Below are 25,455 nucleotides of genomic sequence, written 5' to 3' on the forward strand. Positions count from 1 at the left end.
TAAGAATATTAAGATTAAAAATTGAGTTGAATCCCGAATAATAACTGTATTGTAGATGGATAATAAGAAAGGGAATTATTTACTCCGGGATATAATCCGTTCACCTGTATCAAATCGGGGTCGCCACCCGTAAACTTTGTAAAAGTATACAGGTTTCTGCTGGCAACATAAATTCTGAACGACTGAATATAATTCGTGTTTAACTTTTGCGTGTATCCTAATGTTACATTATCAATTTTTACAAAATCGCCTGGCTCGAGGAAGTAATCAGACAAGGAGGAATAAGTAGCCGGATTGGTCAGCTTAGAATATTTGCTGCCGTCATAAGCTGATGTAAGAACATTTGCATCAGATTGTGTGGCGGGCGTACCAAGATAAAACGCGTAAGTATTAAACAAATCATATCCAAAAGCGCCTCGCAGAAAAATGCCAAGGTCCCAGTTTTTATATCTGAAAGTGTTACCAAGACTTGCGGTAAATTTTGGAAGACCATTACCAACGAACTGTTTATCATCATTGGTAGCGGAATTGGCAGGGATTATTTTTCCTTCTTTATTATACACCAGCAGCCGGCCAAACTTATCATAACCTGCAGATTTTAATGTGTAAAAACTTCCTATCCGCATTTGCTCCTGCAATCTTTGGATATTGCCCGGAGACCCCGGCGCAGGCATACCTACTACATCAATATATTTTTGTCCTTTGAATAGCTCGTTCGAAAAGGAAACAAACTTATTGTCGTTGGTGGCTCCGGCAAAGGTTATATCATAATTAAAATCGGATCCTCTAATAATTTTTGCGTCAAGCTGAATTTCAATGCCGGAATTTTTCATAGTTCCTACATTGGCATAAGTAGTTCCCTGAATATTTGGCGGGTTAGGAACAGAATAATATCCCAGCAAATCTTTATTGGTTCGTATGTAATAATTCAGGCTGCCGCTAATCGTGTTATTAAACATTTCAAAATCAAGACCCACATTGAAGTTTTGCGCCTTTTCCCAACGAAGGTTATAATTGGTATTTTGACTTGGGCCCCAAACCTGGTAGGTTACGCCGTTAAAAACATAATAGCCATATCCGCTGTACGTATCAAGAGAAAGATAATTTCCAAAATCCTGGTTACCGGTTTCTCCATAATCGGCTCTCAGCTTCAAACTGTTCAACCATGAAACAGGCCTGAGAAATTCTTCCTGATCTAAACGCCATGCAACCGAAGCAGCAGGAAAATATCCCCATTTATTATTTTGTCCGAACTTTGAAGAGCCTTCCCTGCGTAAGCTTGCAGACAAATAATATTTTTGATCAAAATTATAATTCAACCTTCCAAAAAAGGCGATAAGCTTTGAACTGTTTTTGTAAGATCCCACGCCGTTAATACCTTCTTCGATGTTCCACAAGCCAGTGCCAATATTATTAAAAGTTAATACATCCGATGGAAAATCTTCATTGGAGGCATTGAACCCTGAGGCCATAAATTGTTGATAAGAATATCCGCCTAATAATTTAAAAGAATTTTTTCCAACATCCAATGAATAATTTCCTGTCCATTCAAAGCTTTTCTGATCATCTTCTTGCAGGTTTTGAGATCCCCTGTTGCGCCCTGTTCCATTGATAACAGTCGTATTCGTAGAAGGAATAAAAAATAAACCTCTGAAAGTTCTGTGTACTTGCCCGATGGTGGCTACTGTATTCAGGTTTTTAAGAATATTTAATTTGAAAGATCCACTAATATCCAGTTCTTTAATTTCCTGCTTATCAAGCACTGTTTTCGCGGCTTCCACCGGATTATTCGCAAAAAATCCCGTGGTGATATAATTGTATTTTCCTGTGCTGTCGTATACCGGAATTGTAGGATTCAATGTCAGTGCATAATTGAAGCCACTATAATCTGCGGTGTTTGTTTTTGCATATCGTGGCGCTACATTAAAAGTAATTGCATATAAATTATTATCCGACGTATGATTAAGATTGATTCTTGCGCCATATTCTTCTTTCGAAGATCTTAAATCAATGCCGTCAGCGTTTCTATAATCGAGCGATGCAAAATAATTTGTTTTGCTGCTGCCGCCTGAAAATTGCAACGTATGCTTTTGTGAAAATGAAGGATCCCGCTTTACAACATCCATCCAGTTCGTGTTCCCGTTATGGTCTACCCCCCTTTTATTTTTTAAGAAATCAGCTTTGGAAAGAACATTCAGTTGATTGGTAGGATAATCAAATGAGGCATATCCCTCATAAAAAGTATGAGGCGTAGACGTTCCCTTTTTTGTAGTGATTAAAATTACACCATTGCTTCCTCTTGTTCCGTAGATCGCCGAAGCCGCACCGCCCTTCAATACATCAATAGACTCGATATCATTTTGATTTATGTTGTCCAGATTTCCACCCGGTATGCCGTTGATAACATACAGCGGTCCCAGCCCCGCATCTCTTGACGACACGCCTCTTAATTGGATACTTGGCGAAGAATTAGGATCAGCCGAGGCAGTATTCGTTACTGACAACCCTGCTACCTTTCCCTGTATGGACATCAGCGCATTATTACTCGCTACTTTGGTAAGATCATCGGCTGAAAGATGAGTGATGGCACTTGACACCTCTTTCTTATCAAGCGTTCCATATCCGATTGAGACAATAGTAATATTTGCAAGCTCAGTACTTGATGTAACCAATGTAACGGAAACGTTGCCATTACCTATGGGCACGTCCTGCGTCTCATATCCAATGGAGCTTATTTCGAGCGTAGTGGCTCCGTTTGGCGCACTTAATGTAAAAGTTCCCTCTGACGATGTTTGAGTGCCGACATTGGTGTTTTTCACTAATACAGTTGCATGAGCAATTGGATTTCCTGCCGAATCGCTGACTTTTCCGGCTACAGAAACCTGTGAAAACGCATAACCGGAAAAGAATAATAAAAAGAATACAAGGGTACAAACGCGCAGCTTAATTATTTTCATAATGCAATTTTTAATTCAATTTTTTTTGATGAATTACATGTATACGTAACATGGTATGACTGGAAATATTTTCTTTGGATATAATATTTTGGAAAGGAACACCACGTTAATCAACCAAGACACCTAAAGAGGCAAACATGCTGCATTATGTTAAAATAAAATTAACACGCAACCTTTCTATAATAAAAAAAATGAATGTTCATGCATAAAAAAATTTGGAAAAAATTTTCTAATGCTAAATTTAAAAGTGGCAGAATAAAAATGCAGGACATTATTCTTTACAAAAATAAGAACAATTATTCTTTCTGTTTTACCTGAGAAAAAATTTACAAGGCATTAAAATAATTCCTTAAACCCTTTTTCAAAAAAGCCACCAAAGGCTTTTTTAGGTTTCATATATTTCAAACCAAAAGCAATGATGCTTTTTTCTTTAATGTATTCAATCGCTTCATCAATCGAATCCGTTACCAGGTAAAGATTTAAATCATCCTGGGAAACGGTTCCTCTTCTCAACATTTCCTCATTGTGTTCCACAATATTTTTATAAAATTCCTTATCAAAAATTATTATAGGGAATAATTTAATTTTCCTTGTTTGGATTAAAGTTATGGCCCCAAAAAATTCATCTAATGTTCCGAAGCCGCCGGGCATCACCACAAAGGCATAAGAATATTTCATCAGTAAAGTTTTGCGCACAAAAAAGTATTTGATATTTACCCACTTATCAAGATAGGGATTATGATGTTGCTCATGCGGCAATACGATGTTACAGCCAACGCTTTTTCCTCCAACCTCTTTGGCGCCGCGGTTTGCAGCTTCCATAATTCCCGGGCCGCCGCCGGTCATAATCGTAAAACCCAACTTGGCAATTTCGCCGGACAGTTCCCTGGCCTGTTGATAAAAAAGATGATCTTCTTTAAATCTTGCTGAACCAAAAACTGTAACGCAAGGGCCTACAAAATGCAGCGCCCTGAATCCTTTAATAAATTCAACAAATACGCTGATTGCGTATATAAGATTTTCCCATCTGTTTTGAGGACTGTCAAAAAACTGAATTTCTGTTTTTGTCTTTTTCTTGTTTTCCTGGTCGGTTGTCATTTCTTTATCTGTAGTCATTCACTTTTTTTTCAAACTTACAGGATTTGATGGTTTATTATCCAGTTTATAATTGGAAAGATAAATAATAGACATCCTTGTTTTTACTAGATGAAATACTTGTTTGGCCTGCGTTAAATCCCTCACTTTACGGCTTGATCGTAAAAAATGGTTGAAATATTTTATTGACTATTAATCATATATTTTTTCACATCTAAATGCATCCCTTCCATTGCTTTTATCCAGGTTTCTTCATCCATCCCCGCGGATGCAATCCAGTCCTCATCTTTCATGGAAGCGCGGAAACGCAAAGCAGGCGCAGCATCCGGACCTGCTGGATTACGGAATTGTGTGCTTTCGCCCTTTATAATTTTAAGAATAACTTCTGCTACTACCTCCGGTGGTACATGATGAGCCGTGGCGGCCGAGAAGAAAGCAATGGCCCGTTCAAGATTTGGATAATGCGTTTCTTTAATTTGGCTTTTGGCTTTATCCTGAAGTGGCGTGTCAATGACGCCTGGTTCCACGACGGCTACCCGGATAGCGAATGGCAAAACCTCCATTGCCAGGCATTCGCTAAATGCTTCCAACGCAGCTTTGGATGCACAATAAGGAGCAGAAAAATCATTAAAAACCCTGCCACCCACAGAAGAAATATTAATAATGCAGCCGATTTTCTGCTGGCGCATGTGAGGCAATACGGCCTTTGTGCATCTTACAGCGCCTATAAAATTAGTATCCATTTCTTTGATGAAAGTTTCAACAGGTAATTCTTCAACCGCACCTATAATACCGGTACCCGCATTATTAATAAGCACGTCTATCCTGCTGGTATATTCAAGCACTTGTGCGATGGCATTGTTTACCGATTCGTCCTCTGTAACATCAAGCGGTAGGATAATGATAGGCAGATTCTTTTTTTCCGCGAGGTTTTGTAGTTCCGTATTCTGTGAGGGGTGCCTCATGGTAGCGAAAACGGTATATTTATTTTGTGCGAGCAATACTGCTGTAGCAAAACCGATCCCGCTGCTGCAGCCCGTGATGACAATGTTTGACATGATTGTAGTTTATAGTTTTACAGAGCTTTTATTCAGATTGTCGTTGAAAAATCGGTAAGTTCCATTGAATTTACTTTCTCATATTGAAACAAACCATTTATACTTTTCACGCAAAACCTAAATTTTTAGCGCATTTAGTCTATGGATGTAATTCATTTTTAAAACAGGAGTTTATTCAGATTGAGATTAAAAAAGACTGCCGGCTATAAGGCAGCCTTTTTATTAAACACAGAGAAGAACCATAGTTTCAGAGATTTCAATATTTTTTCATTCCCCCTGAGCATTTATTTAAAATCAAGTTCCTGTGTCAGCCTGCCTCCCTGCAATGTGCGCAAATCATTTCTTGAAACTGCATTGCTATGCTGCGTTTCAGGAGTGGCGTTGAAAACTTTTTTATCAATAGCTTCCATTTTTTCTCTTGCCCCATCAAGCATTGCATAATTTTTAAATTCATACATTAATAAAAGGTCCCAATCATTTTCAGAAGCTGGCTCCGCGGAGAGAATTTTGTAATCCATAATCAGCCCGGCATCTTTTGCAGCCCGCATTTGTTTTATCCAGCCTTCGCTTAAATTTTTTAAATACAGATCCGTCATACCGGGTTTGGTATGCACAAATTGAACCTGCCAAATCGGGCCATCTTTATATGGCCTGTCTGTTTGGGCAAAAGAAATGTTAGCGCCGGAAATCAGTAAAATAAAACTGATGGCGAAATTTGTAATTGCTTTTTTCATGTGTTTTGATTTTTTTATATTGTTTTGAATGTTTAAAAACTTTAGGAAAGCCGTTTTCGGTTTTTGAATTTATCGGCTACTCAGTTTGCCTCCGATAGAAGCGAATGGTTGGTCACCGGGTTGGGGTCAACTGTATATCTCTGAGTTTCGGTGTCCCTTATCTATGACCTGAGTATTATTGGTCATCTGCCTGTTCTTCTGGGTTGTTGTATTTGACTGTCTGGGATCGTTATTGGTAAGTCTCCGATTTTGATGCTTTCATCCACTTTTAATGTAGCTACATCTGAAGTCGCAGAGTTATGAACACCGGTAACAATGACACGATATTGAATGCTATCATCTGCGCTTACTATATTATTGACCGTTAAGGAGGATAATGTGGCCGCTGGTACATTGCTCCATATTACACCACGATCAAGACTGTTCTGCCATTGATATGTAAGGTTCTGACCGGTAGCCACAACGTTAAAAGTAGTGCTGAATATTTTTTGTAGAAGGGTTCCCTCTTCTATCTTTTGTGGTTACAGATGCATCTTGCGGTTGCGATGTAATTTGAACACTACTGTCTGTTTGGGCAAAAGAAATGTTGGTGCCGGCAATCAGTAAAATAAAACTGATGGCGAAATTTGAAATTGCTTTTTTCATGTGTTTATATTTTTTATTTTTTGGGAATGTTGAAACCTTTGGAAAGCCCATTTAAGGTTTTGGAAATGACACATTAAATAATTACCAAAAAGCTCGAATTAATTACTTTATAAGCGTCGTAAATCAATAGTTTCTGTGCTCACTTGTTTTCCGTTTTTATCATAATCTTTGCCCACCTGGTGCCACTTTCCATCTTGCAGGGTAACAGTATATTCAGTTTGGATAACAGTTGGTTTATCGGGATACATAACAGTTGCAGTGAATGAATTTATTTTATCAGAAGTTATTTTACCTGTGCTGGTGAAGGTTTGTCCAAAGCGATTTTCACGAACAGACGTATAGGAAATGGTGCCTGTATTAAAGTCAGGAATGAAATATTCATAAGCAGTGGGAGGGGCAAATGATTGGCCGTTATTGGTAAAAATAAAAGATGAAAGTTGCTCCATGCCGATGGGCGTTTCTTTCAGTTCAAATGCAGCAGAATTTAATACAGCACCATTAGAAGGCTCCATGGTAGCTTTTCCATCCAAAACCCATTTGCCCACAAAAGCCCTCATGTTGCTCATAACATTATTCATCACATAAGCGGCATTGTTTATTAAAGTAAAATTCAGAATTTTCCACGCGCCGTTCTGTTTTACTAAAGTGCGCATTTCGGTGTTCGGATTTTTACTGCCTTCCTTAAATGAAACTGTGGCCATATTTCCGCTTATATAAATGTGATAATCCGTTTTGTTGAGAAATGGTGCAATTTCAGCCTCACTTCTCACACTTAGTTCCTCAATGTCATTTTTGTATTGGGCTGCGATGGCATTCCAGCCGAGCAGTTGGCTATAGCCGTTGGCGCTTGCATTAAGAACGCTGGCTGCCGTATCATGCACCCATGTGTTCGCCCAGCCATCATAATTTTTATGAAAGTAATTGCTGGTTTCTTCGTTTAATACTTTTTTAATGGCCGCCTCATCTGATTTTTGTGCTGAAGCACTGGTAAAAACGAAGCATCCGGCGATAGCACAAATAAGTGCGAAAAGCATTGTTTTTTTCATGTTTTTTATTTTATAAGATTATAAAAATTATTCTGCCACTACCCCATATATTTCATCAGAGTGGTGTTCGGGATTCAGAAATAAGCTAAGCCATTGATCCCCAAAATCTTTATGAGTTTTTACATATTCTCTGAAAAGACTAAACTCCTTTTCAAAAGCGGCTTGTAAGTCATTCATGCTTTTTAATTCAAAAATCATAAGTACCTCCCTGCTATCATGTCCCCACATGTGTGCTACAATTTTAGAACTGGTGAAATAAGGGTTGGCATCCATCGCAGTTTTCTTGAAGATTTCCAATAAAGAATCCACATTCATTTTCAGCGTTGCACCGGTTCTGTTGATGTACATAGTATGTATCACAAAAGGTTTGGGTTCCTGGTTATTTTGGGCATTAACAGTAAAATAGAATGCCATGAAGGCAATAGCTGTGAAGAGCATTTTTTTTGTTTGCATGTTGTTTTGTTTTTAAAATTTTTTAAATGATTGAGTGGAAAACGAAGACGCCGGAATTCAAAACCCACTATCGGGAGAAAATTGGTTGCGACATCTGTTTGTTTTATCCAGGTAAAATTAAAGTGAGTAAGATGCAGCCACTTATACTTTTGGCGCAAAAGGTTGGATAAATCACGCATTTTGATTCGAGAAGCATGTTTCAACGTAGAAAAGGATAGCAAATTGACCTGCCGGGCGGCAGACAGGGAAATAATCAGAATTTTTATTTTATTTTTCTTGTTAGGCGAAAAATGCAATTTTGCCACCGGTTATCCAAATTGACATTAATTAGAAAATAGTCAATTCGATACAGTAAAAAAAGAAATAAGTAAGATTTTTATTTTGAAAATGCTAAGCCGGATAAGCTTCCTATTTTTTTACCTCTGATGGTGAAATTCCAAAGTGGTTTTTAAAAACCCTCGAAAAATAGGCAGGTTCGGTAAAGCCGGTTTCATAAGCAATTTCGGCAATGGTGGCCTGATCATTTTTTAATAATTCCATGGCTCTTTCCATTCTGATAGTACGAATAAATGTTCCGGCAGACTGGTTGATGATAGCTTTTAATTTCCGGTTGATTTGCGAAGAGCTCATACCAAATTCATGGCCTAATTCTTCAACGGAAAATTTTTCGTCGCTGATATGTTTTTCTACCGTATCAAGCAGGCGCTGCATAAACTGGCTGTCCTGTGATGTCACAGTTATTTCGCTTGGCTTTACTATTAATTTACCACTGAATTTTTTACGAAGTTTATTCCGCAGTTCAATGAGATTATGAACCCTTAATAATAATTCTTTTGAATTGAAGGGCTTGATCAAATACGCATCCGCACCGGTTTTCAGTCCGCTCAGTTTATCGGAATCTTCTGCGCGTGCCGTGAGCAATATTACCGGAATATGGCTGGTGAAATCGTCAGTTTTTAATTGCTGGCACAATTCGAAACCATCCATTTCGGGCATCATCACATCACTGATGACGAGGTCAGGAATATGTTGGCGAGCCATTTCAAATCCTTCTCTTCCGTTTTTCGCCTCCAAAACTGTATAAATATCTGCTAATTTGCTCCTGATATATTTTCTTACATCCTGTTGGTCTTCTACAATCAACACGCTGGCCTGGCTGCCATTTACATTTTCTTCATGCCCCACATTTTCTGTTTCGGTAATTACTTCTACAGGATTTTCAAACAATGCTTTATTTATGGCTGTATTTTTTGAAAGATTTTTTTTATTAAAAGGAAAATAACAGCTAAAAGTTGTTCCACTGTTGATAGTGCTTTTCACTGTAATCTTTCCTTTATGTAATTCAACCAATTCTTTTACAAGCGCCAGCCCGATACCGGTGCCTTCATATTGCTTTTTATGAGAATCATCCGCCTGGTAAAAACGATCAAAAATAAAAGGTAGTTTTTCTGAAGGAATACCGGTTCCGGTGTCTTCTACTTTCAGTTCCAACATGCCATTTTCAGAAAGGCAAATACTTACAATAATATTGCCGTCGGCCGGGGTAAACTTAAAAGCATTTGCAAGAAGGTTGGTCAAAATTTTTTCTAAAACATCTTCATCAAAATAAAACCAAACTGTCTCATTTCTCAAGTCATTTTTTAATCTCGGGTCAACTTCTGTTTCCAACAAAATATTTTTCTTATGCGCCATGGAAGAAAATGAATGCACGATTTGTTTTACAAAAGGAATAATATCATCCCTTGAAGTGTTCAATTGATAATTTCCTACGTCCAGTTTGGATAAATCCAGAAGCTGGTTTATTAGTTGCAATAACCGTTTTGAATTACGGTGAATGTAGAGCAAAGGCTCCCTGAATTTCTGCGCTTTTTTATCATTCAGCAGATCTTCAATAGGCCCGATGATAAGCGTGAGCGGCGTTCTAAATTCATGGGAAATATTGGTAAAAAATGTTGATTTCATCTGATCAAGCGATGCCTGCTGAGCCACTTTTTTTCTCAGATTGGAAAACCGGAGAAACAACACCCACGTGAAAAAAGTCATCATCCAGAAAAAAGTAAGAATCAAAATAAAAAATGCCGCACGGCTAAATCCCGATTCATAACCCGAAATATCCGGAGAGCCAAGCCTTGTAGAATACAATCCAAAAGCAACGGCTGAAGCATAAGCTATTAATCCGAGAAGTAAAATCGGCATCAGCGCAACCAGCACCAGTCGTGTAATCCGCTCTTTATCCCGAACATAAAATAATAGAGTTGTCAGAAGTGAAATCTCATAAATTAAATTGACTACATTTTGTGAAACATGTGAAGGTTTTGCAAGATTAATATGAAAAGCTGCCGATGCAAAATAGGTGAATAAAAGAACGAAAATCTGCGCATAGCCAAAGGCCAGAAGATATTTATCCCAACGTGGAAAGCGATGAAAGGTTTTTAAAAAATAACGCACAAATTGTATGAGCATAAAGCTGGAAAGACTATTGGCAAAAATGTATAAATACAATACAAGCTGAGGTTCTTCCCTGAGAAAAACATTGTTTAAACTACATAGCGCTTCTATGCTTGCCATCAAAAGAAACAGTGTGAAATAAAGAAATTCTTTTTCGTGAACTACCAGGAAAAAGTAAAAATTAATGACCATAGACAGGATGAACATTCCCAGCAGAAATGTATCCTGGATTTCATTCATATTATGAGATTCATTCTTTACATAATTGTATTCGATCAGCTTATCGGTAAAGCTAAAAGACATTTTTATAGAGTCAGGTTGTGCATCAATAAAATTCCAATGCATTCTTTTATAAACGGTGAGCGTATCATCGGCTGGAATAGAAAGCATGAAGGCCGGAATTCTTTTCAATCCGTCACGCTGGCTCCATTTTACACCGGCGCCCGTGATAAAATGCTGCCATTTATCACCATTAATTTTTGCATACAAATCGGCGCGAAAAGAAGCTTCCGGCAAAGATATTTTTGCTTCCTTTGGAAGACCGTTGATAATTTGATAGCGCTGCCAGTAAACTCGAGTCTTATAATTAATTTTTGGATCATTATTTTGAAACTGGTTAGAATTGATCGCCTGATCTAACGTAAGATTGCCGGTTGTATCCGCCATCATCTGCCAGTTGCCGGCAGGTAAAAGAATATAGGCTGCGGTGTCAGCGGTGATCTTATAAGCAGGCAAGTAATCCTGTGACCACGATGTTGTAACAACGGATAAAGCAATTAGTGGAGCAAAAAAAATACGTTTCTTCATACAATTAATCTCATCTCAATATGCCTAATTTCCGGTAAATAAAGACAGGTAAAAACTTTGCAGAAACAGTCGAAGCCTGTTTATACAGTTAGTACTGTTCGTTACTATTTTCTGAGGGAGGTAATTTTTTAAGAGACGAAATCAGTGTTGAAGGTAAAACAATCCTCTTGGATAGGAAAAAACGGTTAAGGCTTAGTTCAATAAACGTTACTTGTCAGTGCTGCCTGAAAGCTACGTAAGCTGCTGTTGACTGTTATTCCTTGAACAAAACGTGTTGTCCCGGCTTGCCAAATTCATTTATGATTCACGATGGCTTTCATCTCATTTGCATTTCTAATCGCAACGGCATCGTAATCATTATTAAAATAAATAAACGCCTGTTTTACCATGGCCTGGGATTTTATTTCATTAACAATTTTTTTCAGGTAAGCAGTTGAATAAGAAGAGCGATACAAATCAGGCACCCCGTGCATTCTGTAATACAGAATGGGCGAATTGGCGATTACCTTATCAGGTAATAACGGATGGCTCATGCCGCAAAAAGTAATTTTATGTTGTTCAAGGGTTTTGTACACATTTTCATTCCACCAGCTATAATGCCTGAATTCTACTATGTTTGAAAATTGTTTATACAGATTGGACACTATTTTTTCAAGGCGATTTTCGGTGTAAGTATAGTTCGGTGGAAACTGAAATAAAATGCAGGCTGCTTTTTCTTTCAATCCTTTTTCAACCGTCACATAAAAATCTTTAAAAAATTTACCACAATCATTAAGTTTTTTAAAATGGGTAATTGCTCTTGGGGCTTTCACTGCAAAAGTAAAATTAGCAGGGCTTCTGTCATACCAACTCTTTAACATAGGAACTTTCGGGAACCTATAGAAGGTAACATTTAATTCAAGCGTATTAAAATGTTCTGCATAATATTCGAACCATTTTCGTTGTGGGATTTCTTTGGGATAAAAAACACATTTCCAGTCCTTATAATGAAATCCTGAACAACCGATGTGCCATTGAATCATAGTAGCTTAGGATTAAGTATTTCAAAAAGTTGCATAGCGCTCTTCCGGATGCGTACAAAGTTCAACAATAAAAAATAAAACCGGGTTATTTATCCGTTTACTGTTGAAGCATCCAAAGCTACTTATTAGTAAGTCAATAATTTTTTGAGTGATTCGCTAACTTTTTCACTATTTGGCAGCATCTGATTTTCCAATAAAATATTTAACGGAACGGCGGGAAGATTCATAGCACCAAGCACCTCTACAGGAGCGTCCAAAAACCGGAAACACTCTTTTGAAATCCTTGCTGCAAGCGCTTCGGCAAATGAATTATTTTGTTGCTCCTCTGTAAGCACCAAACATTTCCCATGTTTTTTTACTGCTGAAAAAACCAATTCTTCATCTAAGGGAAATAAAGTTCTGAGATCAATAATTTCTATATTACCCTGAAATTTTTTCGCAGCATTTTTTGCCCAGTAAACACCCATTCCATAAGTGATCACACAACAGCTTTCGCCCTTATTCATTTTATTCTCATCCGGATGCAAAACGATATTTGCTTTGCCTAACGGTAATACATAGTCGCCCGAAGGCTCAGCTCTTTTTGCATCTTCAGTGCCCGGCACTTTGCTCCAATACAGGCCTTTATGCTCCAACATCATCACCGGGTTGGGATCCAAAAACGCTGCTTTCATTAAACCTTTCATATCAGCGGCATTAGAAGGATACACGATTTTGATTCCCTTAATTGCCAACAATAAACTTTCAATGCTTGCACTGTGATAAGGTCCGCCACCAATATAGGCGCCAATAGGAACACGAATGACTACTTGCAACGGAAATTTTCCATCACTTAAAAAGCAACTTTTGGCTACCTCCGTATAAAGCTGGTTGATGCCCGGAAAAATATAATCAGCAAATTGAACTTCCACAATTGGTTTTACGCCCGTGGCACACATGCCCACCGTAGAGCCAATAATATAGGCCTCCTGTATCCCTGTATTGAAAACCCGGTGATCGCCAAATTGATCACCCAATGTAGCAGTTTCCCTAAAAACGCCGCCCAGCCTGCGGCCTACATCCTGACCGTAAACAACGGCTTCCGGGAATTGTTCCATTATTTCCCTGATGGCGAATAATGCAGCATCTACCATTACGATTTTTTCCTTTCCGGCAGGAGAACGTTCGCCTTCTTCTTTTACATTTGAAGGAGCGAAAATATGTTCAGCGATTTTCGCAGGATCCGGTTCAGGCGCGGCTTTTGCCTTTTCAAATTGCCGGGCAACTTCACCAATAGTTTTTTCACTCACTTTATTCAGTTCCATTTCTTCAAACCCCATTTGAAGCAATCGCTTTTTTAATTTGGGAAGTGGATCGTTTTTGGCATGCGCTGCAAGATCTTCTTCTGAACGGTAAAATTCCTTTCTAACGCCGCTCGTATGGTGGCCCAACAGAGGCACTTTTGCATGAACAAGGTAAGGCCCTGAGTTTTTTCTAACTTGTTTTATTACGCGTTTCATCGCGGCATAACTTTCGAAAAAATCGCTACCGTCGATGGATACACGATTTAATCCCTTAAAGCCTTTTGCAAATCTGTAGGCATTCATATTGCGCGCTTCATAAGAAGCAACACTTATTCCCCAATTATTATCCTGCACAAGAAAAATTATCGGCAATCTTTTCAAAACCGCTACCTGCAAGGCCTCGCTTACTTCGCCTTCCGCCATGCTTGCATCGCCAAGCGAGCAAATGACCACTGGATTTTCTTCTTGCTTTCCCTTTTTAAACAAGGGTGAATTTATTTTTTGTAAATATTGAAGCCCTTGCGCAATACCGGCTGCCGGAATAGCCTGCATGCCTGTGGCGCTGCTTTGCGTAATGATTGTAGGCTTATCTTCACCACGATAATTAGGATGGCAATAATAAACTTTACCTCCTGAAAAAATATCATCAGCTTTCGCCAATAATTGTAACATGAACGTATATGGCGTAAAGCCAAGGCCCAACAAAAGGCTTTCATCGCGATAATAAGGGCTCACATAATCACAGGGTAGTAAGTGAAAAGCAGTTGCCAGTTGAATAGCTTCATGGCCGCGCGAAGTAGAATGAACATACCTGCATACCTGGCGGTTCTCATCATAGGTTTTTGCCATTTCGCATGCAGTTACCATCAAACGATACGCATTGAGAAGAATCTGTTTTTCCATAACTTATTAGTTAATTAGCCAATTAGCTAATCAGCTAATTAAGGCATTTTCCACAAAACCGCTCTCAGTGGCGGTAGCAGCTTCTTTAAAAGATTCCCTCGGTTTCAAGCCTAACAATTCAAACATCATTTTATCCTGGTCAAAATCCGGATTGGGAGTAGTTAATAATTTTTCACCGGAAAAAATTGAATTGGCGCCAGCCATGAAACAAAGCGCCTGCTCAACGATTGTCATTTCGGCGCGACCTGCACTTAAGCGTACCATCGCTTTAGGCATAATAATTCTCGCTGTTGCTATCATTCTTACCATATCCCAGATATCTACTTTTTGATTTCCTTCCAGCGGCGTACCTTTTACTCTAACCAATGCATTGATAGGAACGCTCCCGGGATGAGAAGGCAAAGTTGATAGTGTATGCAACATTCCAATTCTATCTTCATGTGTTTCGCCCAATCCAATAATGCCACCGCTGCATACGCTGATGCCTGCTTTGCGAACATTGCCTAAAGTTCTTAAACGGTCATCGTAAGTGCGGGTGGTAATAATATCTGCATAATGTTCCTCTGAAGTATCTACATTATGATTGTAAGCATACAACCCTGCGGCCTGCAATTTCTCTGCCTGGCTTTCACTAAGCATGCCCATCGTGCAGCATACTTCCATTCCCATTTCATTTACTCCTTTTACCATATCCAATACGCGGTCAAAATCACGATTGTCGCGCACTTCACGCCATGCTGCTCCCATGCAAAAACGTGTAGAACCTGCATCTTTTGCCCTTTGCGCATATGCAAGCACTTCCTCTTTTTTCATCAATGCCTGCACATCAACGCCGGTGTGGTAACGTGCAGCCTGCGGACAATACGCGCAATCTTCAGGGCAACCACCGGTCTTGATCGAAAGCAAAGTACAAACCTGTACTTCACCTGTTTCCTGGAACTCACGGTGAACCGTAGACGCTTTATAAATTAGCTCTAATAATGGTGTATGATAAATTTCAGAAATTTCTTCTTTGGTCCAATCGTTTCGAATTTGCATTAAATAAATGGATTTAAGATGGTTAAAGTATTTTCTATTTTTTGATTGTGCTGTAAATCTTCAGAATATAAAACAGAACATTTATTTTCAAGAGCTGATGAAATTATTAAAGAATCGTAATAGGAATACAGGTATTTAAAATGAATTTTTAAAGCGTTCCGGATGGTTTCAGTCGTATTAATTCTTACATCAAAATTCAGCTCCATCTCCGACAATGCGTTTGAAATAGAGGTCATGTCAAGATTGAACTTTTTTATCAATACATTACACATTTCTTGCAAAACCTGCGTACTGATAATTGATTGAGTACTATTGATAAGATTCTTTGAAATCAAACTTTTTTGATTATTCAGAATTGAGTAAGAATATAAAATCACATTTGTATCAAAAAAAATATTAGCGTTCATTAGCTTCTTCTCTGTTGAATTTGAATCCGGAAAGATCTAATTTGATTGCATCAAACGATTTATCTCTTTTAAATTGATCTGTCTCTTTATCAATTTTAATTGCAAATACCTCAATTTGTTCTCCGATAAAATTATCAGGAATTGTCAATTCTATTTTGTTATTTTCAGGAATAACAATTTCTCTTATTGATTCCATGGCCTAAAATTTTAAACAAAAATAACTCAAAATGGCTTGAAGGGTATTTTATTGAATTCTGAAGTATCACCAATAAAATAAAATTCTTTACTATTTATTCTTTTACTACTCTCAAAAAAATTTGTTCTTTAAAAATAGCTCAAATTCGTCTTAGGCGTTAATGCAAGCAAACTTTCATACATCAATTTTATCGTGTTTTCCACATCCGCTTTATTGATCATTTCAACCGTGGTATGCATATACCGGAGTGGGATAGAAATTAATGCGGAAGGGCAACCATCATTAGCATAAGCAAAAGAATCTGTGTCAGTGCCGGTGCTGCGACTCACAGCGGATAATTGATACGGAATCTTATTTTTAACCGCCGTTTCCTCAATCAACGCAAGCAATTTATTATGCACCGCAGGCCCAAAAGTAAGCGCCGGGCCGTTTCCACATTTGCATTCGCCTTCTTTATTTTTATTGATCATTGGCGTGGTAGAATCATGAGTTACATCAGTGATAATTGCTACGTCAGGCTTTATTCTTCTTGCTATCATTTCAGCACCACGCAAACCAATTTCTTCCTGCACCGCATTTACAACATATAAAGAATAAGGAAGAGATTTTTTATTTTCTTTTAAAAGCCGCGCCACCTCTGCAATCATAAATCCTCCGATGCGATTATCAAATGCACGGCCCACTAAATTATCATAAGCCATTTCATCAAAACCTTCTGTATAAGTGGCCACAGCGCCCACATGAACTCCCAAATCTTCTACTTCTTTCTTATTTCTTGCACCACAGTCAAGAAATAAATTTTCAACCTTTGGTTGATTTTCTTTGTCGTCATTGCCATGACGGGTATGGATAGCCGGCCAGCCAAAAACCGCTTTCACAGGCCCTTTCCTTCCATGAATAATCACCCGTTGCGATGGAGCTATCTGGTGATCAACGCCACCGTTTCTTTTCAAATAAATAAGCCCTTCAGGATTGATGTAATTCACAAACCAGCTAATTTCATCAGCGTGCGCTTCAATCACAACTTTAAATGCCTGGTCAGGATTAATAACGCCTACGGCAGTGCCGTAAGGATCGGTAAAAGTGGTGTCCACATATTTTTTTATATAATTAAGCCACACTTTTTGTCCATTATATTCCAGCCCAATCGGCGAGGCGGTATTCATATAATTTTTTAAGAATTCTTTGGATTGATCTGAGATTCCGAAAGCAGATTTATTACTTTTTGCCATATCTAAATTTTCTTTTTAAAAGTTTTGCAAATTTAAAGGTTTAAACTGAATGCATATATCAGCACAGCCTGAAGCAGCATCATTCCATCAATTCCGGCAAGGTAAATGATGTCTGAATTGTTCTTTTTTGTTTGTTCAATCACCCAAAAAGTAATGAGCAAAGAAATAACCACTGCCACCAAAAATGATAATTGAGGAACATAAATATATTGAACCACGGACAGCAGCAGCAATAGAATAAGCAAGGCATACGATAGCCTATAACATGCCGCCTTGCCCAGCTTCACAGGAAGCGTATTAATTCTTTCTTCCCGGTCTATTTCAATATCACGCAGGTCAAATAATAAACAAAGAACAAACATGAATATAAAGCGCTTTATAAAAACTAAAAAAAACAGCCAGTTGTCCACGTGCATGGTATTTACCGGAAACCAAACGGTGACTAAAGTCCACAGCAACGACAGGGTAACAATTTTCAAAAATCCGTAATCTTTAATTTTTCTTCTTTTACCCATCGGCAAAAATGGAAAAGAATATAAAAAAGAAACAGCGGCGAGGCACGCAAGGATAATAAAATGTTTGAGATGAAAGCTAAAAAAACTAAACAATATTAACAGGCTGGCAATCACCAGCAATATAAAATGGACTTGTTTATTTTGAAACGACCATTGTAATCTCTGTGAATTTTTTACCGCTTTTTTTTTTGTGGAATAATGAAGATTGTACTGTAGTAAAGTAGCGCCAAAAACGAAACAATAAAAGCCCGGTGAATTGAATGGAAGCCCCAGCAGTATATTGGTTTCGATACACAAACCAACCGCGCAGCAAGCGACAAAGATGCTGCTGAACAGAATAAATTCCCATAGTTTTTTTATCCGCACTTTTTATTGATAAAGAAGAACAATCGGAGGTGAAGCAGCCGTATCGCTTATGTGCCCGGCCTTATCTTTTATAACAAAACGAAAAGTTGCAGTATCGTTTCTCTGGCACTGGGGAGCGATATCAAAATACCTGAAATTAACGAGGATATCTCCTTTTTCATTCTTGGTAACGGGAAATGAGGGAATAGTGTAATAATCGGTAAAATTGCTATTGGTACAAGTAGGCTCAACCTTTTGAATAAAAAGAGAATCATTCAGGTCGCCCTCGGCATCAGTAAATTCAAGAGTAAATTGAATGCCCGAATTAGGAGGAATAATTTTTGAGCTGACCGATTTAAACCTTAAGGAGGGCGTTGATTTAAATTTATCTTTGGAGCAACCAGATAAGATAGCCACTATCAATATGGAAAATAAAACTTTGTAACGCATCTTTGTAGCTTAATTTTTTCAAATTTAATTATTAAAAACTGAATAATAAGTTAGAAATAGAACAATTAGAGGATAAAATATTTAATGCCGCCTATTATAATTTTGATGAGGTTGCGTTAGAGATTTTTTCATTCCAATATCATAATAATGAACTGTACAGGAATTATGTAGATGCCATTGGAATAAATATTGGAAGCGTGGATAACATAGAAAAGATTCCGTTTCTTCCCATCTCATTTTTCAAGACCCACGAGGTGAAAACAACAGATTTTAATCCAGAAATTGTTTTCGAAAGCAGCGGCACTACTGGTGCCAATACCAGCCGCCACCTGGTAAAAACGGCATCGCTCTACCGCAAAAGCTTTTTAAAAACATTCAATCATTTTTATGGAAGGCCTGCACAATGGTGCATTCTTGCTTTATTGCCCGGCTACCTGGAACGAGAAAATTCATCGCTTGTTTATATGGTGAACAATCTTGTACAAAAAAGCGTACAAAATGGAAGTGGCTTTTATCTTCATGAACATGATAAGCTTTACCAGGCGCTGGTAAAAAATGAAATTACACAAAAGCCCACTTTGCTAATCGGGGTAACGTACGCGCTTTTGGATTTTGCACAAAAATATTCACTGAAACTTCAAAATACCATAGTGATGGAAACCGGCGGAATGAAAGGGAAACGTGAAGAAATTACCCGCGAAGAAGTGCATACAGAATTAAAAAAACAATTGGGCTTGTCAGCCATTCATTCCGAATATGGAATGACGGAACTGCTTTCACAGGCGTATTCTAAAGGCCATGGAGTGTTCTTTTGTCCTCCCTGGATGAAAATTGTTTTAAGGGAATATAACGACCCATTTGCTGTTAAAGCTGTGGCTTATAATAAAAAACCATTTAGCGGCCTCATCAACATTATTGATTTCGCCAATCTTTTTTCGTGCAGCTTCATTGCCACCGATGATGTTGGCAGATTGCATCCTGATAATTCATTTGAGGTGATGGGCCGAAGAGATATGAGTGATATGCGTGGCTGTAGCCTGCTCACTCTTTAAAATGTTGAGCTAACGGTAAACGCATAAAAAGAATGCTTTTTTATTTATATAAAAAAAGTTGAGCATTACACTCAACTTTTTTTAAGAAAATTTATTTCTGCTATTTTTTGTCCAAAGCATCTTTTGTATCTTTTACGGCTTTGTTAGCTGCCTCGCCTGCCGAGCTCACACCTTTGCGGGCTGCATCTCCTGCCGCATTCACACCTGAATTGATAGAATCTGCGGCAGTATTTACACCTTCTTTAGCCGCGTTCCACGCATCATTGATGGCATTGCCTGCCTTATCATACATGTCGCCGGAGTGCGAAACAATCTCTCCCTGCGCTAGTGTATCAGTAAGATTACCATTAGTTACAGTTCCATTTGTGTGAACAACTATTCCATTTCCCATAGTTTGTTCTTTGTCAGTAGTTACCCATTTGTCTTCCTTATAAATGTAGAGATTATGATCTTCAAATTTAACATCGCCAGCTGCAGCAGTGTAAGGAGTAGGTGTGGCAAGGCTTCTGTTAACAGTATCTGTTGTGGCATTAACTTCTTCTTTTTGCGTGCCGGGGCTGTCACAAGACGCCAAAAGCGCTATTATACATGAAAACAAAAAAATCTTTTTCATAATTTTTGATTTAAATGATTTTTAAATTCGGTTTGGAAATGAATATTGAAATCATCATGCCAAACTAAAGGTTTAATAAATGAAATAATTTAAACCAGTAATCCTAAGGCATTTAAATCAATTTTATACTGAAAAAATATCAAAAAAGGAAAGTTCTAAAACAGCGGGCAAGTTTTCATTTTTAGATAGAAGGAAGTTTTTCCCCAAATAATAGCGTTTACTTATTTGAAAACGATAATTTATTTACGTGCATAAAACACTATTTTTTACCTTTTTACGAGGAGAATAAAAAAATAAATTATTTGTTGGTTTACTACCCAAGATAAAAATATTATTTCAGATTAAAACGGCTATACCACTCCCTGCGCTATCATTGCGTCGGCAACTTTAACGAAACCTGCGATATTAGCGCCTTTTTCGTAATTAATGTAACCGTCTCCGTCAGTTCCATATTTTACACACTTACCATGAATCTGTTGCATAATCTGTTTCAGCTTATTATCCACTTCTTCCCTTGTCCATGAAAGCCTCTGCGAATTTTGCGACATCTCAAGTCCGGAAACCGCCACTCCGCCTGCATTTGCTGCTTTGCCGGGTCCGTATAAAATACGGGCATTTATAAATTCATGGATGGCTTCAGAAGTGGATGGCATATTAGCGCCTTCCGCCACACATATACAACCATTTTTTAAAAGGGTTTTGGCATCTTCTCCATCCAATTCATTTTGCGTCGCATTTGGAAAAGCAATGTCACATGGAATTTTCCACGGCCTTTCACCCTCAAAAAATTCCAGATTAAATTTCCTGGCAAAATCACTGATTCTGCCTCTTCTTTCATTTTTCAATTCCAGGATAAAATTCAATTTTTCAAAATCAAGGCCTGCAGGGTCATACACAAACCCTTCAGAGTCGGACAGCGTAATTACTTTGGCTCCGATTTCCAGGCATTTTTCAATAGTGTATTGAGATACGTTGCCTGAGCCTGAAATACAAATTGTTTTTCCTTTTATAGACTGGCCTCTCGTTTTCAGCATAGCTTCTGCAAAATACACCAGGCCATAACCGGTGGCTTCAGGCCTTATAAGGCTTCCGCCAAATTCGCTTCCCTTTCCGGTAAGCATGCCTGTAAACCTGCCTGTGATTCTTTTATATTGTCCGAAAAGATACCCGATTTCCCTTCCGCCCACACCAATATCTCCTGCCGGTATATCGACATTAGAGCCTATATGCCTGTATAATTCATTCATAAAGCTCTGGCTGAATTTCATCACTTCGTTATCGGATTTTCCTTTGCTGTCAAAATCTGAACCGCCCTTACCGGCGCCCATTGGAAGGCCGGTGAGGCTGTTTTTAAACACCTGTTCAAAAGCAAGAAATTTAAGAATGCTAAGATTTACGCTGCTGTGAAAACGCAGCCCTCCTTTGTAAGGGCCGATGGCGCTGCTCATCTGCACACGGTATCCGCGGTTGATTTCTATTTCGCCTTTATCGTTCAGCCATGGCACCTGGAACATAATCACCCGTTCCGGCTCTGCAATTCGTTCTAAAATTTTAAACTTTTTATATTTTGGATGCGCTTCCATAAATGGAATGATGGAATCCGCTACATCATGAGCAGCTTGCAAAAATTCAGTTTCATGCGGATTTTTCTTAGTCAGATTTTTCAAAAACATGTCTACCCCATTGCTGGCAGGCACAGCATGGTTCATCACTTTTTCGTTTATTGCTGTCATATTAAAATTTTAGATTGTAATCTTCCAAGGTTTGTAAATTTCGTAAAAAACAATGGTCATTCTTACAATGGTATTTTCGAATTGTGGAAAATCTCACTAAATATTTGATTTTCCAAATAATATTGTTTAAAAATCTTCAATCATTTCTTATAAGCACATTTACTGAATGAGCGTCTGCTGAGGGATGATAGGCTACCTGGGCCTTCCCGATGTTCACAAATCCTGATTTTTCAAACTGGCACATAATAGCAGGATTGTTAATAAAAACCTGCGACCACTGCACTCCTATTTCTTTGCAGAACGCATCACGAACGTTAAACAATTTTCTGCTCAACCCTTTCTGCCTGTAATCAGGATGCACTACCAGGCGGCTATAAAAAGCGAAAGGCCATTTTTGAGGCAATAAAAATTTTTGAACTGAGAGATGATAGGGAAAGTCAGCGAATGAATAAAACAGGTTCAACCTCGCAGATGCAATAATTTTATTTTCATCATTTACAACTATCCAATGAAAAGCTGTTTCATCTAATTCATCATACCATCCATCAGGGTATAAATTCCTGTTTACAAATTCTGTTTTGCCTGAGTGTTCCCACACATTTAGCCTGAGATGGTACACTTCTTTTAAAAGGGAATCATCGGCTACAAGCCGGGGCGTTAATTCCTTTTGCTCTAAAAAAGTATCTAAAAAGGAAACCATTGCCGGCGCATCATGTAACGCTGTACCAGGCAAAATGGAAGGATTAATTTCCAGGAGTGTGTTCATTATGTAATAAGAAAAACGTGGGTAAAAAAAATTGTTAGTTGCAGAGCGGATAAAGGTTTCCTATCAACGTCGGCAGACGATGTAATATCGGAGTGCGATGGGTAATTGGTATATGATCGGTAAAATCATTGTGCAAATATATACATGCATAACATGAGTGAGGTAAATGTTATTGTAAAATTTTAGTTACAAATGCAGCTCGCTCTGTAAATAAAAATCAGTAGAGCAAAAAATAACAGGATTTTGTATTTTGATTCATACAATAATCGCTGGCTTTAAATGAATGACGACGGCATTTCTCACGATAAAAATTTTATCTTCCGTAAATACACTAACGCCGGAATCGTTCTTTTACCAAACGTTCCGTAAATATATATTTTGCGGATGCCGTATAAATTCTATTGTATGGTGTGTGCATCCGGGCTATCTTTGTTGAGGAAAAATGATTAAAATTTTAAGCACACTTTCCTCTTAATTCAAAAACGTGCAAATCTTTTTCCATCTTCCTTGAAATGCCTTTTTTATTTAAACTTACCGATATTATGCGTTAGTTTTTAAGCAGTAATTGGATTTACTTTTATTTGTCCGCCAACAGCTTTCAAAACTTTCATTATTGTCGAAAATTGAGGTTTTGCACCTTCAGATAAAGCCTTGTACAAACTTGGCCTGCTAAGTCCTGTTTCCTCTGCGATTTTCGTCATTCCAATTGCCTTTGCAACATTTCCGATTGCAGTAATTATTTCAGAATCGCTCCCTTCTTCTAAAACTTCATTAAGGTATTCAGCAATCATTTCATTGCTATCTAAATAATCTGCAATATCAAATTTTGATGTTCCCATTTTCTAATTATTTTAGGTTATTCCATATTTCTTTGGCCTTTTGAATGTCCTTTTGTTGGGTTGATTTATCTCCACCAATAAGCAAAATAATAATCTTTCCGCCTTTTTGTTTAAAGTATATTCTATAGCCTTTTGCATAATCGATTTTCAATTCACTAATCCCATTTCCCACAGGTTTACAATCACCAAAGTGTTCATCTATTTCTAATTTCTGAATTCTAAACAAAATTTTTGCTTTTGCTCTCGCATCTTTTAACTTCCTCAACCATTTATCAAATTCTATTGTTTTCTCAATAAAGTACATTTTGTGCTTGTATTCATTCGGATACAAAATTAGTATAAAAGTTCGGAAGAGATCAACTTTTGCGAGTGGAATGGTTGACGAACCCAAATATTTGAAACGTCTATCAAGTTAAGCACTAGCCCTAATAAAATAGGATGCAATTCATCTTATAAAAAACTTGCAATAACGGGTAGGAGTTTTCTGTTTAAAAATTCTAACTTTACGTATTGCTTATCCATTCATTCTTTAAAATTCAAGTTATGATTGAAACTATCCAGGGTTTACCGCCTTATGTGGCGGCCTTTAACGCCACCGGAAAAATTACAGGAAAGGACTATGATGAAGTTATAAATCCTTTAGTAAGCAAAATTTACAAAGAGCAGGGCAAAATCAACTATTTGCTGGTATTAAATACCGACCTGCAAAATTACAGTGCGGAAGCCTGGTTTAAGGATGCACTGCTCGGCTTTGTATATTTTACCGAATGGAAAAAGATTTGCATTGTTTCTTCGCAAAAAACAATTAAAAACTTCACCGATATTTTTGGGAAGCTGATTCCTGGCCACACCAAAGGATTTATGATGGAAGATTTGGATGTAGCAAAAGAATGGATTTCCCAATAGCACACAGTCTTAATATCCTTTTACTGCAGATTTTATAATTGAATCTTTTTGCGCTGGCGTAAGTGAATAATCATAATGATACAACGAAGATTCCCAATCGCCGTACACCGGGTTCGGCAATACGATAAAGCGGTTTCCGAATTCTGCAGAAAAGTTGTCGGCTACGTTTTCTCTTTCATCTGAAGATTTTTTTTCAAACAAATTACTGAAGTCATTCAGGTTGTCGCCCATCAGCAGCACAATATTATGTGTGTTGGAGATTGTATTTTTTCTCAATTCTTTTGAAGATGTTTCCTGCTTGAGTAGCAGATGTGCATCGTCAGCATTGGGAAAATTAAAGTGCTGCAGATTTTTTAATGTGCCTTCGCGTTCATCTTCGCCGCGATTTGAAACGTAAAATATTTCTACTCCCGAAGCGAAAGCGAATTGCAAAAAATGCAATGCACCGGGCAGGGTGTCAGCTTTTCCCATTGCAGTCCACTCGCGCCATGAATCAGCATCATAATCTTTGCCCTGCAATATTTGATGAGCCTCATAGGGGCTGTTGTTCAGTATGGTTTCATCAATATCAGTCATTATTGCGCGCGGCTTCAAGGATCGTTCATGGTTAAATTCTGCAAGCTTTATGCGAGCTATGTTGAAAGCCTGGTAACACAACGCTCTATATTCTGCTGACCTTTGCTGAAAAGCGGTCACAAATATTTTTCCGTCGATAACAAGATTATCGCGCTTTGTAACATTCGTTGTTGTCACGCGTGGCGCCGCACACGAGCCGGAAAACAGCAATAAAACAAAAGCTATTTTTTTCATTTCAAGGCACATTTAATGGAGCAAAAAAAATTGAGTATTATTTTTGATATCTCATTTCCCGCAAAGTAAAGGATTTAAAATTTGCAGATTTTTATTTTATTA

Annotated in this window: 25 protein-coding genes; 2 read left to right on the forward strand and 23 right to left on the reverse strand. The window is 38.0% G+C overall.

Translation table 11 applies throughout. The features are described from left to right. Positions 1-14: 14 nt before the first annotated feature. From EFY79_RS18680 to EFY79_RS18760, 17 genes are all read right to left on the reverse strand, one after another. Positions 15-2,957 carry a SusC/RagA family TonB-linked outer membrane protein gene (locus EFY79_RS18680; protein ID WP_123122270.1) on the reverse strand — a complete coding sequence of 981 codons (2,943 nt, stop codon included), beginning with the start codon at positions 2,955-2,957 and terminating at the stop codon, positions 15-17. 336 nt (positions 2,958-3,293) lie between these two features. After that, the gene (locus EFY79_RS18685) at positions 3,294-4,073 is read right to left on the reverse strand and encodes an LOG family protein (protein ID WP_233578052.1); all 780 of its coding nucleotides are present in this window, start codon (positions 4,071-4,073) and stop codon (positions 3,294-3,296) included. A 161-nt stretch (positions 4,074-4,234) separates the two neighbouring features. Next, positions 4,235-5,110 (reverse strand): SDR family oxidoreductase, encoded by an 876-nt coding sequence (locus EFY79_RS18690; protein ID WP_123122271.1) that lies wholly within the window; start codon positions 5,108-5,110, stop codon positions 4,235-4,237. Between the two features lie 284 nt (positions 5,111-5,394). Beyond that, positions 5,395-5,844 (reverse strand): hypothetical protein, encoded by a 450-nt coding sequence (locus EFY79_RS18695; RefSeq protein WP_123122272.1) that lies wholly within the window; start codon positions 5,842-5,844, stop codon positions 5,395-5,397. Between the two features lie 182 nt (positions 5,845-6,026). Beyond that, complete coding sequence (locus EFY79_RS18700; protein ID WP_123122273.1) at positions 6,027-6,305, reverse strand: hypothetical protein; 279 nt, start codon at positions 6,303-6,305, stop codon at positions 6,027-6,029. A 4-nt stretch (positions 6,306-6,309) separates the two neighbouring features. After that, positions 6,310-6,489 (reverse strand): hypothetical protein, encoded by a 180-nt coding sequence (locus EFY79_RS18705; RefSeq protein WP_148041977.1) that lies wholly within the window; start codon positions 6,487-6,489, stop codon positions 6,310-6,312. Between the two features lie 107 nt (positions 6,490-6,596). Beyond that, entirely contained in the window at positions 6,597-7,535 is a 939-nt protein-coding gene (locus tag EFY79_RS18710; RefSeq protein WP_123122275.1) for a hypothetical protein, read from the reverse strand. A 27-nt stretch (positions 7,536-7,562) separates the two neighbouring features. Further along, on the reverse strand, positions 7,563-7,988 hold the full coding sequence (locus tag EFY79_RS18715) for a hypothetical protein (protein ID WP_123122276.1): 426 nt from the start codon (positions 7,986-7,988) through the stop codon (positions 7,563-7,565). Between the two features lie 408 nt (positions 7,989-8,396). After that, positions 8,397-11,243 (reverse strand): ATP-binding protein, encoded by a 2,847-nt coding sequence (locus tag EFY79_RS18720; protein ID WP_123122277.1) that lies wholly within the window; start codon positions 11,241-11,243, stop codon positions 8,397-8,399. Positions 11,244-11,536: 293 nt separating this feature from the next. Beyond that, positions 11,537-12,265: a DUF72 domain-containing protein gene (locus tag EFY79_RS18725; RefSeq protein WP_123122278.1), complete on the reverse strand. Its 729-nt coding sequence runs from the start codon at positions 12,263-12,265 to the stop codon at positions 11,537-11,539. Between the two features lie 125 nt (positions 12,266-12,390). Next, on the reverse strand, positions 12,391-14,451 hold the full coding sequence (locus EFY79_RS18730; protein WP_123122279.1) for an alpha-ketoacid dehydrogenase subunit alpha/beta: 2,061 nt from the start codon (positions 14,449-14,451) through the stop codon (positions 12,391-12,393). A gap of 30 nt (positions 14,452-14,481) precedes the next feature. Beyond that, on the reverse strand, positions 14,482-15,489 hold the full coding sequence (bioB, locus tag EFY79_RS18735; RefSeq protein WP_123122280.1) for a biotin synthase BioB: 1,008 nt from the start codon (positions 15,487-15,489) through the stop codon (positions 14,482-14,484). Further along, complete coding sequence (locus EFY79_RS18740) at positions 15,489-15,896, reverse strand: PIN domain-containing protein (protein ID WP_123122281.1); 408 nt, start codon at positions 15,894-15,896, stop codon at positions 15,489-15,491. The genes bioB and EFY79_RS18740 overlap by 1 nt, the downstream gene beginning before the upstream one ends. Then, positions 15,886-16,092: a hypothetical protein gene (locus tag EFY79_RS18745; RefSeq protein ID WP_123122282.1), complete on the reverse strand. Its 207-nt coding sequence runs from the start codon at positions 16,090-16,092 to the stop codon at positions 15,886-15,888. Before EFY79_RS18745 ends, EFY79_RS18740 begins: the two co-directional genes overlap by 11 nt. Positions 16,093-16,220: 128 nt before the next feature. Then, on the reverse strand, positions 16,221-17,324 hold the full coding sequence (locus tag EFY79_RS18750) for a M42 family metallopeptidase (protein ID WP_123122283.1): 1,104 nt from the start codon (positions 17,322-17,324) through the stop codon (positions 16,221-16,223). Positions 17,325-17,356: 32 nt separating this feature from the next. Then, on the reverse strand, positions 17,357-18,205 hold the full coding sequence (locus EFY79_RS18755) for a UbiA family prenyltransferase (RefSeq protein WP_123122284.1): 849 nt from the start codon (positions 18,203-18,205) through the stop codon (positions 17,357-17,359). A gap of 3 nt (positions 18,206-18,208) precedes the next feature. After that, entirely contained in the window at positions 18,209-18,634 is a 426-nt protein-coding gene (locus EFY79_RS18760) for a hypothetical protein (protein WP_123122285.1), read from the reverse strand. A 77-nt stretch (positions 18,635-18,711) separates the two neighbouring features. Here EFY79_RS18760 and EFY79_RS18765 point away from each other — a divergent pair, with 77 nt between their 5' ends. Beyond that, positions 18,712-19,686 carry a LuxE/PaaK family acyltransferase gene (locus tag EFY79_RS18765; RefSeq protein WP_262684940.1) on the forward strand — a complete coding sequence of 325 codons (975 nt, stop codon included), beginning with the start codon at positions 18,712-18,714 and terminating at the stop codon, positions 19,684-19,686. A gap of 100 nt (positions 19,687-19,786) precedes the next feature. Here the strand turns inward: EFY79_RS18765 and EFY79_RS18770 are convergent, their stop codons facing one another. The 5 genes from EFY79_RS18770 to EFY79_RS18790 form a co-directional block, all read right to left on the reverse strand. Further along, the gene (locus EFY79_RS18770) at positions 19,787-20,299 is read right to left on the reverse strand and encodes a hypothetical protein (RefSeq protein WP_123122287.1); all 513 of its coding nucleotides are present in this window, start codon (positions 20,297-20,299) and stop codon (positions 19,787-19,789) included. A gap of 350 nt (positions 20,300-20,649) precedes the next feature. Next, on the reverse strand, positions 20,650-22,032 hold the full coding sequence (gene gdhA, locus EFY79_RS18775) for an NADP-specific glutamate dehydrogenase (protein ID WP_233578053.1): 1,383 nt from the start codon (positions 22,030-22,032) through the stop codon (positions 20,650-20,652). A 136-nt stretch (positions 22,033-22,168) separates the two neighbouring features. Continuing rightward, a complete protein-coding gene (locus EFY79_RS18780; protein ID WP_123122288.1) occupies positions 22,169-22,798 on the reverse strand; it encodes a GNAT family N-acetyltransferase in 630 nt (209 codons plus the stop codon). Positions 22,799-23,352: 554 nt separating this feature from the next. Continuing rightward, positions 23,353-23,637 carry an addiction module antidote protein gene (locus EFY79_RS18785; protein ID WP_123122289.1) on the reverse strand — a complete coding sequence of 95 codons (285 nt, stop codon included), beginning with the start codon at positions 23,635-23,637 and terminating at the stop codon, positions 23,353-23,355. Positions 23,638-23,644: 7 nt separating this feature from the next. Next, positions 23,645-23,941, reverse strand: coding sequence for a type II toxin-antitoxin system RelE/ParE family toxin (locus EFY79_RS18790; RefSeq protein ID WP_123122290.1), 297 nt, complete (start codon positions 23,939-23,941; stop codon positions 23,645-23,647). Positions 23,942-24,180: 239 nt separating this feature from the next. Between EFY79_RS18790 and EFY79_RS18795 the strand changes: the two genes are divergently transcribed. Then, positions 24,181-24,543, forward strand: a complete 363-nt coding sequence (locus EFY79_RS18795; RefSeq protein WP_123122291.1) for a SpoIIAA family protein — start codon at positions 24,181-24,183, stop codon at positions 24,541-24,543. Between the two features lie 9 nt (positions 24,544-24,552). Here the strand turns inward: EFY79_RS18795 and EFY79_RS18800 are convergent, their stop codons facing one another. After that, positions 24,553-25,353, reverse strand: coding sequence for a 5'-nucleotidase, lipoprotein e(P4) family (locus tag EFY79_RS18800; RefSeq protein ID WP_158605252.1), 801 nt, complete (start codon positions 25,351-25,353; stop codon positions 24,553-24,555). Between the last annotated feature and the right edge of the window lie 102 nt (positions 25,354-25,455).

The organism is Hanamia caeni, assembly GCF_003721595.1.
Taxonomy (GTDB): Bacteria; Bacteroidota; Bacteroidia; order Chitinophagales; family Chitinophagaceae; genus Ginsengibacter; species Ginsengibacter caeni.

Coding starts and splice junctions, on each gene's coding strand:
- EFY79_RS18680 (WP_123122270.1), bottom strand. CDS start 2,957: ATGAAAATAATTAAGCTGCGCGTTTGTACCCTTGTATTCTTTTTATTA.
- EFY79_RS18685 (WP_233578052.1), bottom strand. CDS start 4,073: ATGACTACAGATAAAGAAATGACAACCGACCAGGAAAACAAGAAAAAG.
- EFY79_RS18690 (WP_123122271.1), bottom strand. CDS start 5,110: ATGTCAAACATTGTCATCACGGGCTGCAGCAGCGGGATCGGTTTTGCT.
- EFY79_RS18695 (WP_123122272.1), bottom strand. CDS start 5,844: ATGAAAAAAGCAATTACAAATTTCGCCATCAGTTTTATTTTACTGATT.
- EFY79_RS18705 (WP_148041977.1), bottom strand. CDS start 6,489: ATGAAAAAAGCAATTTCAAATTTCGCCATCAGTTTTATTTTACTGATT.
- EFY79_RS18710 (WP_123122275.1), bottom strand. CDS start 7,535: ATGAAAAAAACAATGCTTTTCGCACTTATTTGTGCTATCGCCGGATGC.
- EFY79_RS18715 (WP_123122276.1), bottom strand. CDS start 7,988: ATGCAAACAAAAAAAATGCTCTTCACAGCTATTGCCTTCATGGCATTC.
- EFY79_RS18720 (WP_123122277.1), bottom strand. CDS start 11,243: ATGAAGAAACGTATTTTTTTTGCTCCACTAATTGCTTTATCCGTTGTT.
- EFY79_RS18725 (WP_123122278.1), bottom strand. CDS start 12,265: ATGATTCAATGGCACATCGGTTGTTCAGGATTTCATTATAAGGACTGG.
- EFY79_RS18730 (WP_123122279.1), bottom strand. CDS start 14,451: ATGGAAAAACAGATTCTTCTCAATGCGTATCGTTTGATGGTAACTGCA.
- bioB (WP_123122280.1), bottom strand. CDS start 15,489: ATGCAAATTCGAAACGATTGGACCAAAGAAGAAATTTCTGAAATTTAT.
- EFY79_RS18740 (WP_123122281.1), bottom strand. CDS start 15,896: ATGAACGCTAATATTTTTTTTGATACAAATGTGATTTTATATTCTTAC.
- EFY79_RS18745 (WP_123122282.1), bottom strand. CDS start 16,092: ATGGAATCAATAAGAGAAATTGTTATTCCTGAAAATAACAAAATAGAA.
- EFY79_RS18750 (WP_123122283.1), bottom strand. CDS start 17,324: ATGGCAAAAAGTAATAAATCTGCTTTCGGAATCTCAGATCAATCCAAA.
- EFY79_RS18760 (WP_123122285.1), bottom strand. CDS start 18,634: ATGCGTTACAAAGTTTTATTTTCCATATTGATAGTGGCTATCTTATCT.
- EFY79_RS18770 (WP_123122287.1), bottom strand. CDS start 20,299: ATGAAAAAGATTTTTTTGTTTTCATGTATAATAGCGCTTTTGGCGTCT.
- gdhA (WP_233578053.1), bottom strand. CDS start 22,032: ATGACAGCAATAAACGAAAAAGTGATGAACCATGCTGTGCCTGCCAGC.
- EFY79_RS18780 (WP_123122288.1), bottom strand. CDS start 22,798: ATGAACACACTCCTGGAAATTAATCCTTCCATTTTGCCTGGTACAGCG.
- EFY79_RS18785 (WP_123122289.1), bottom strand. CDS start 23,637: ATGGGAACATCAAAATTTGATATTGCAGATTATTTAGATAGCAATGAA.
- EFY79_RS18790 (WP_123122290.1), bottom strand. CDS start 23,941: ATGTACTTTATTGAGAAAACAATAGAATTTGATAAATGGTTGAGGAAG.
- EFY79_RS18795 (WP_123122291.1), top strand. CDS start 24,181: ATGATTGAAACTATCCAGGGTTTACCGCCTTATGTGGCGGCCTTTAAC.
- EFY79_RS18800 (WP_158605252.1), bottom strand. CDS start 25,353: ATGAAAAAAATAGCTTTTGTTTTATTGCTGTTTTCCGGCTCGTGTGCG.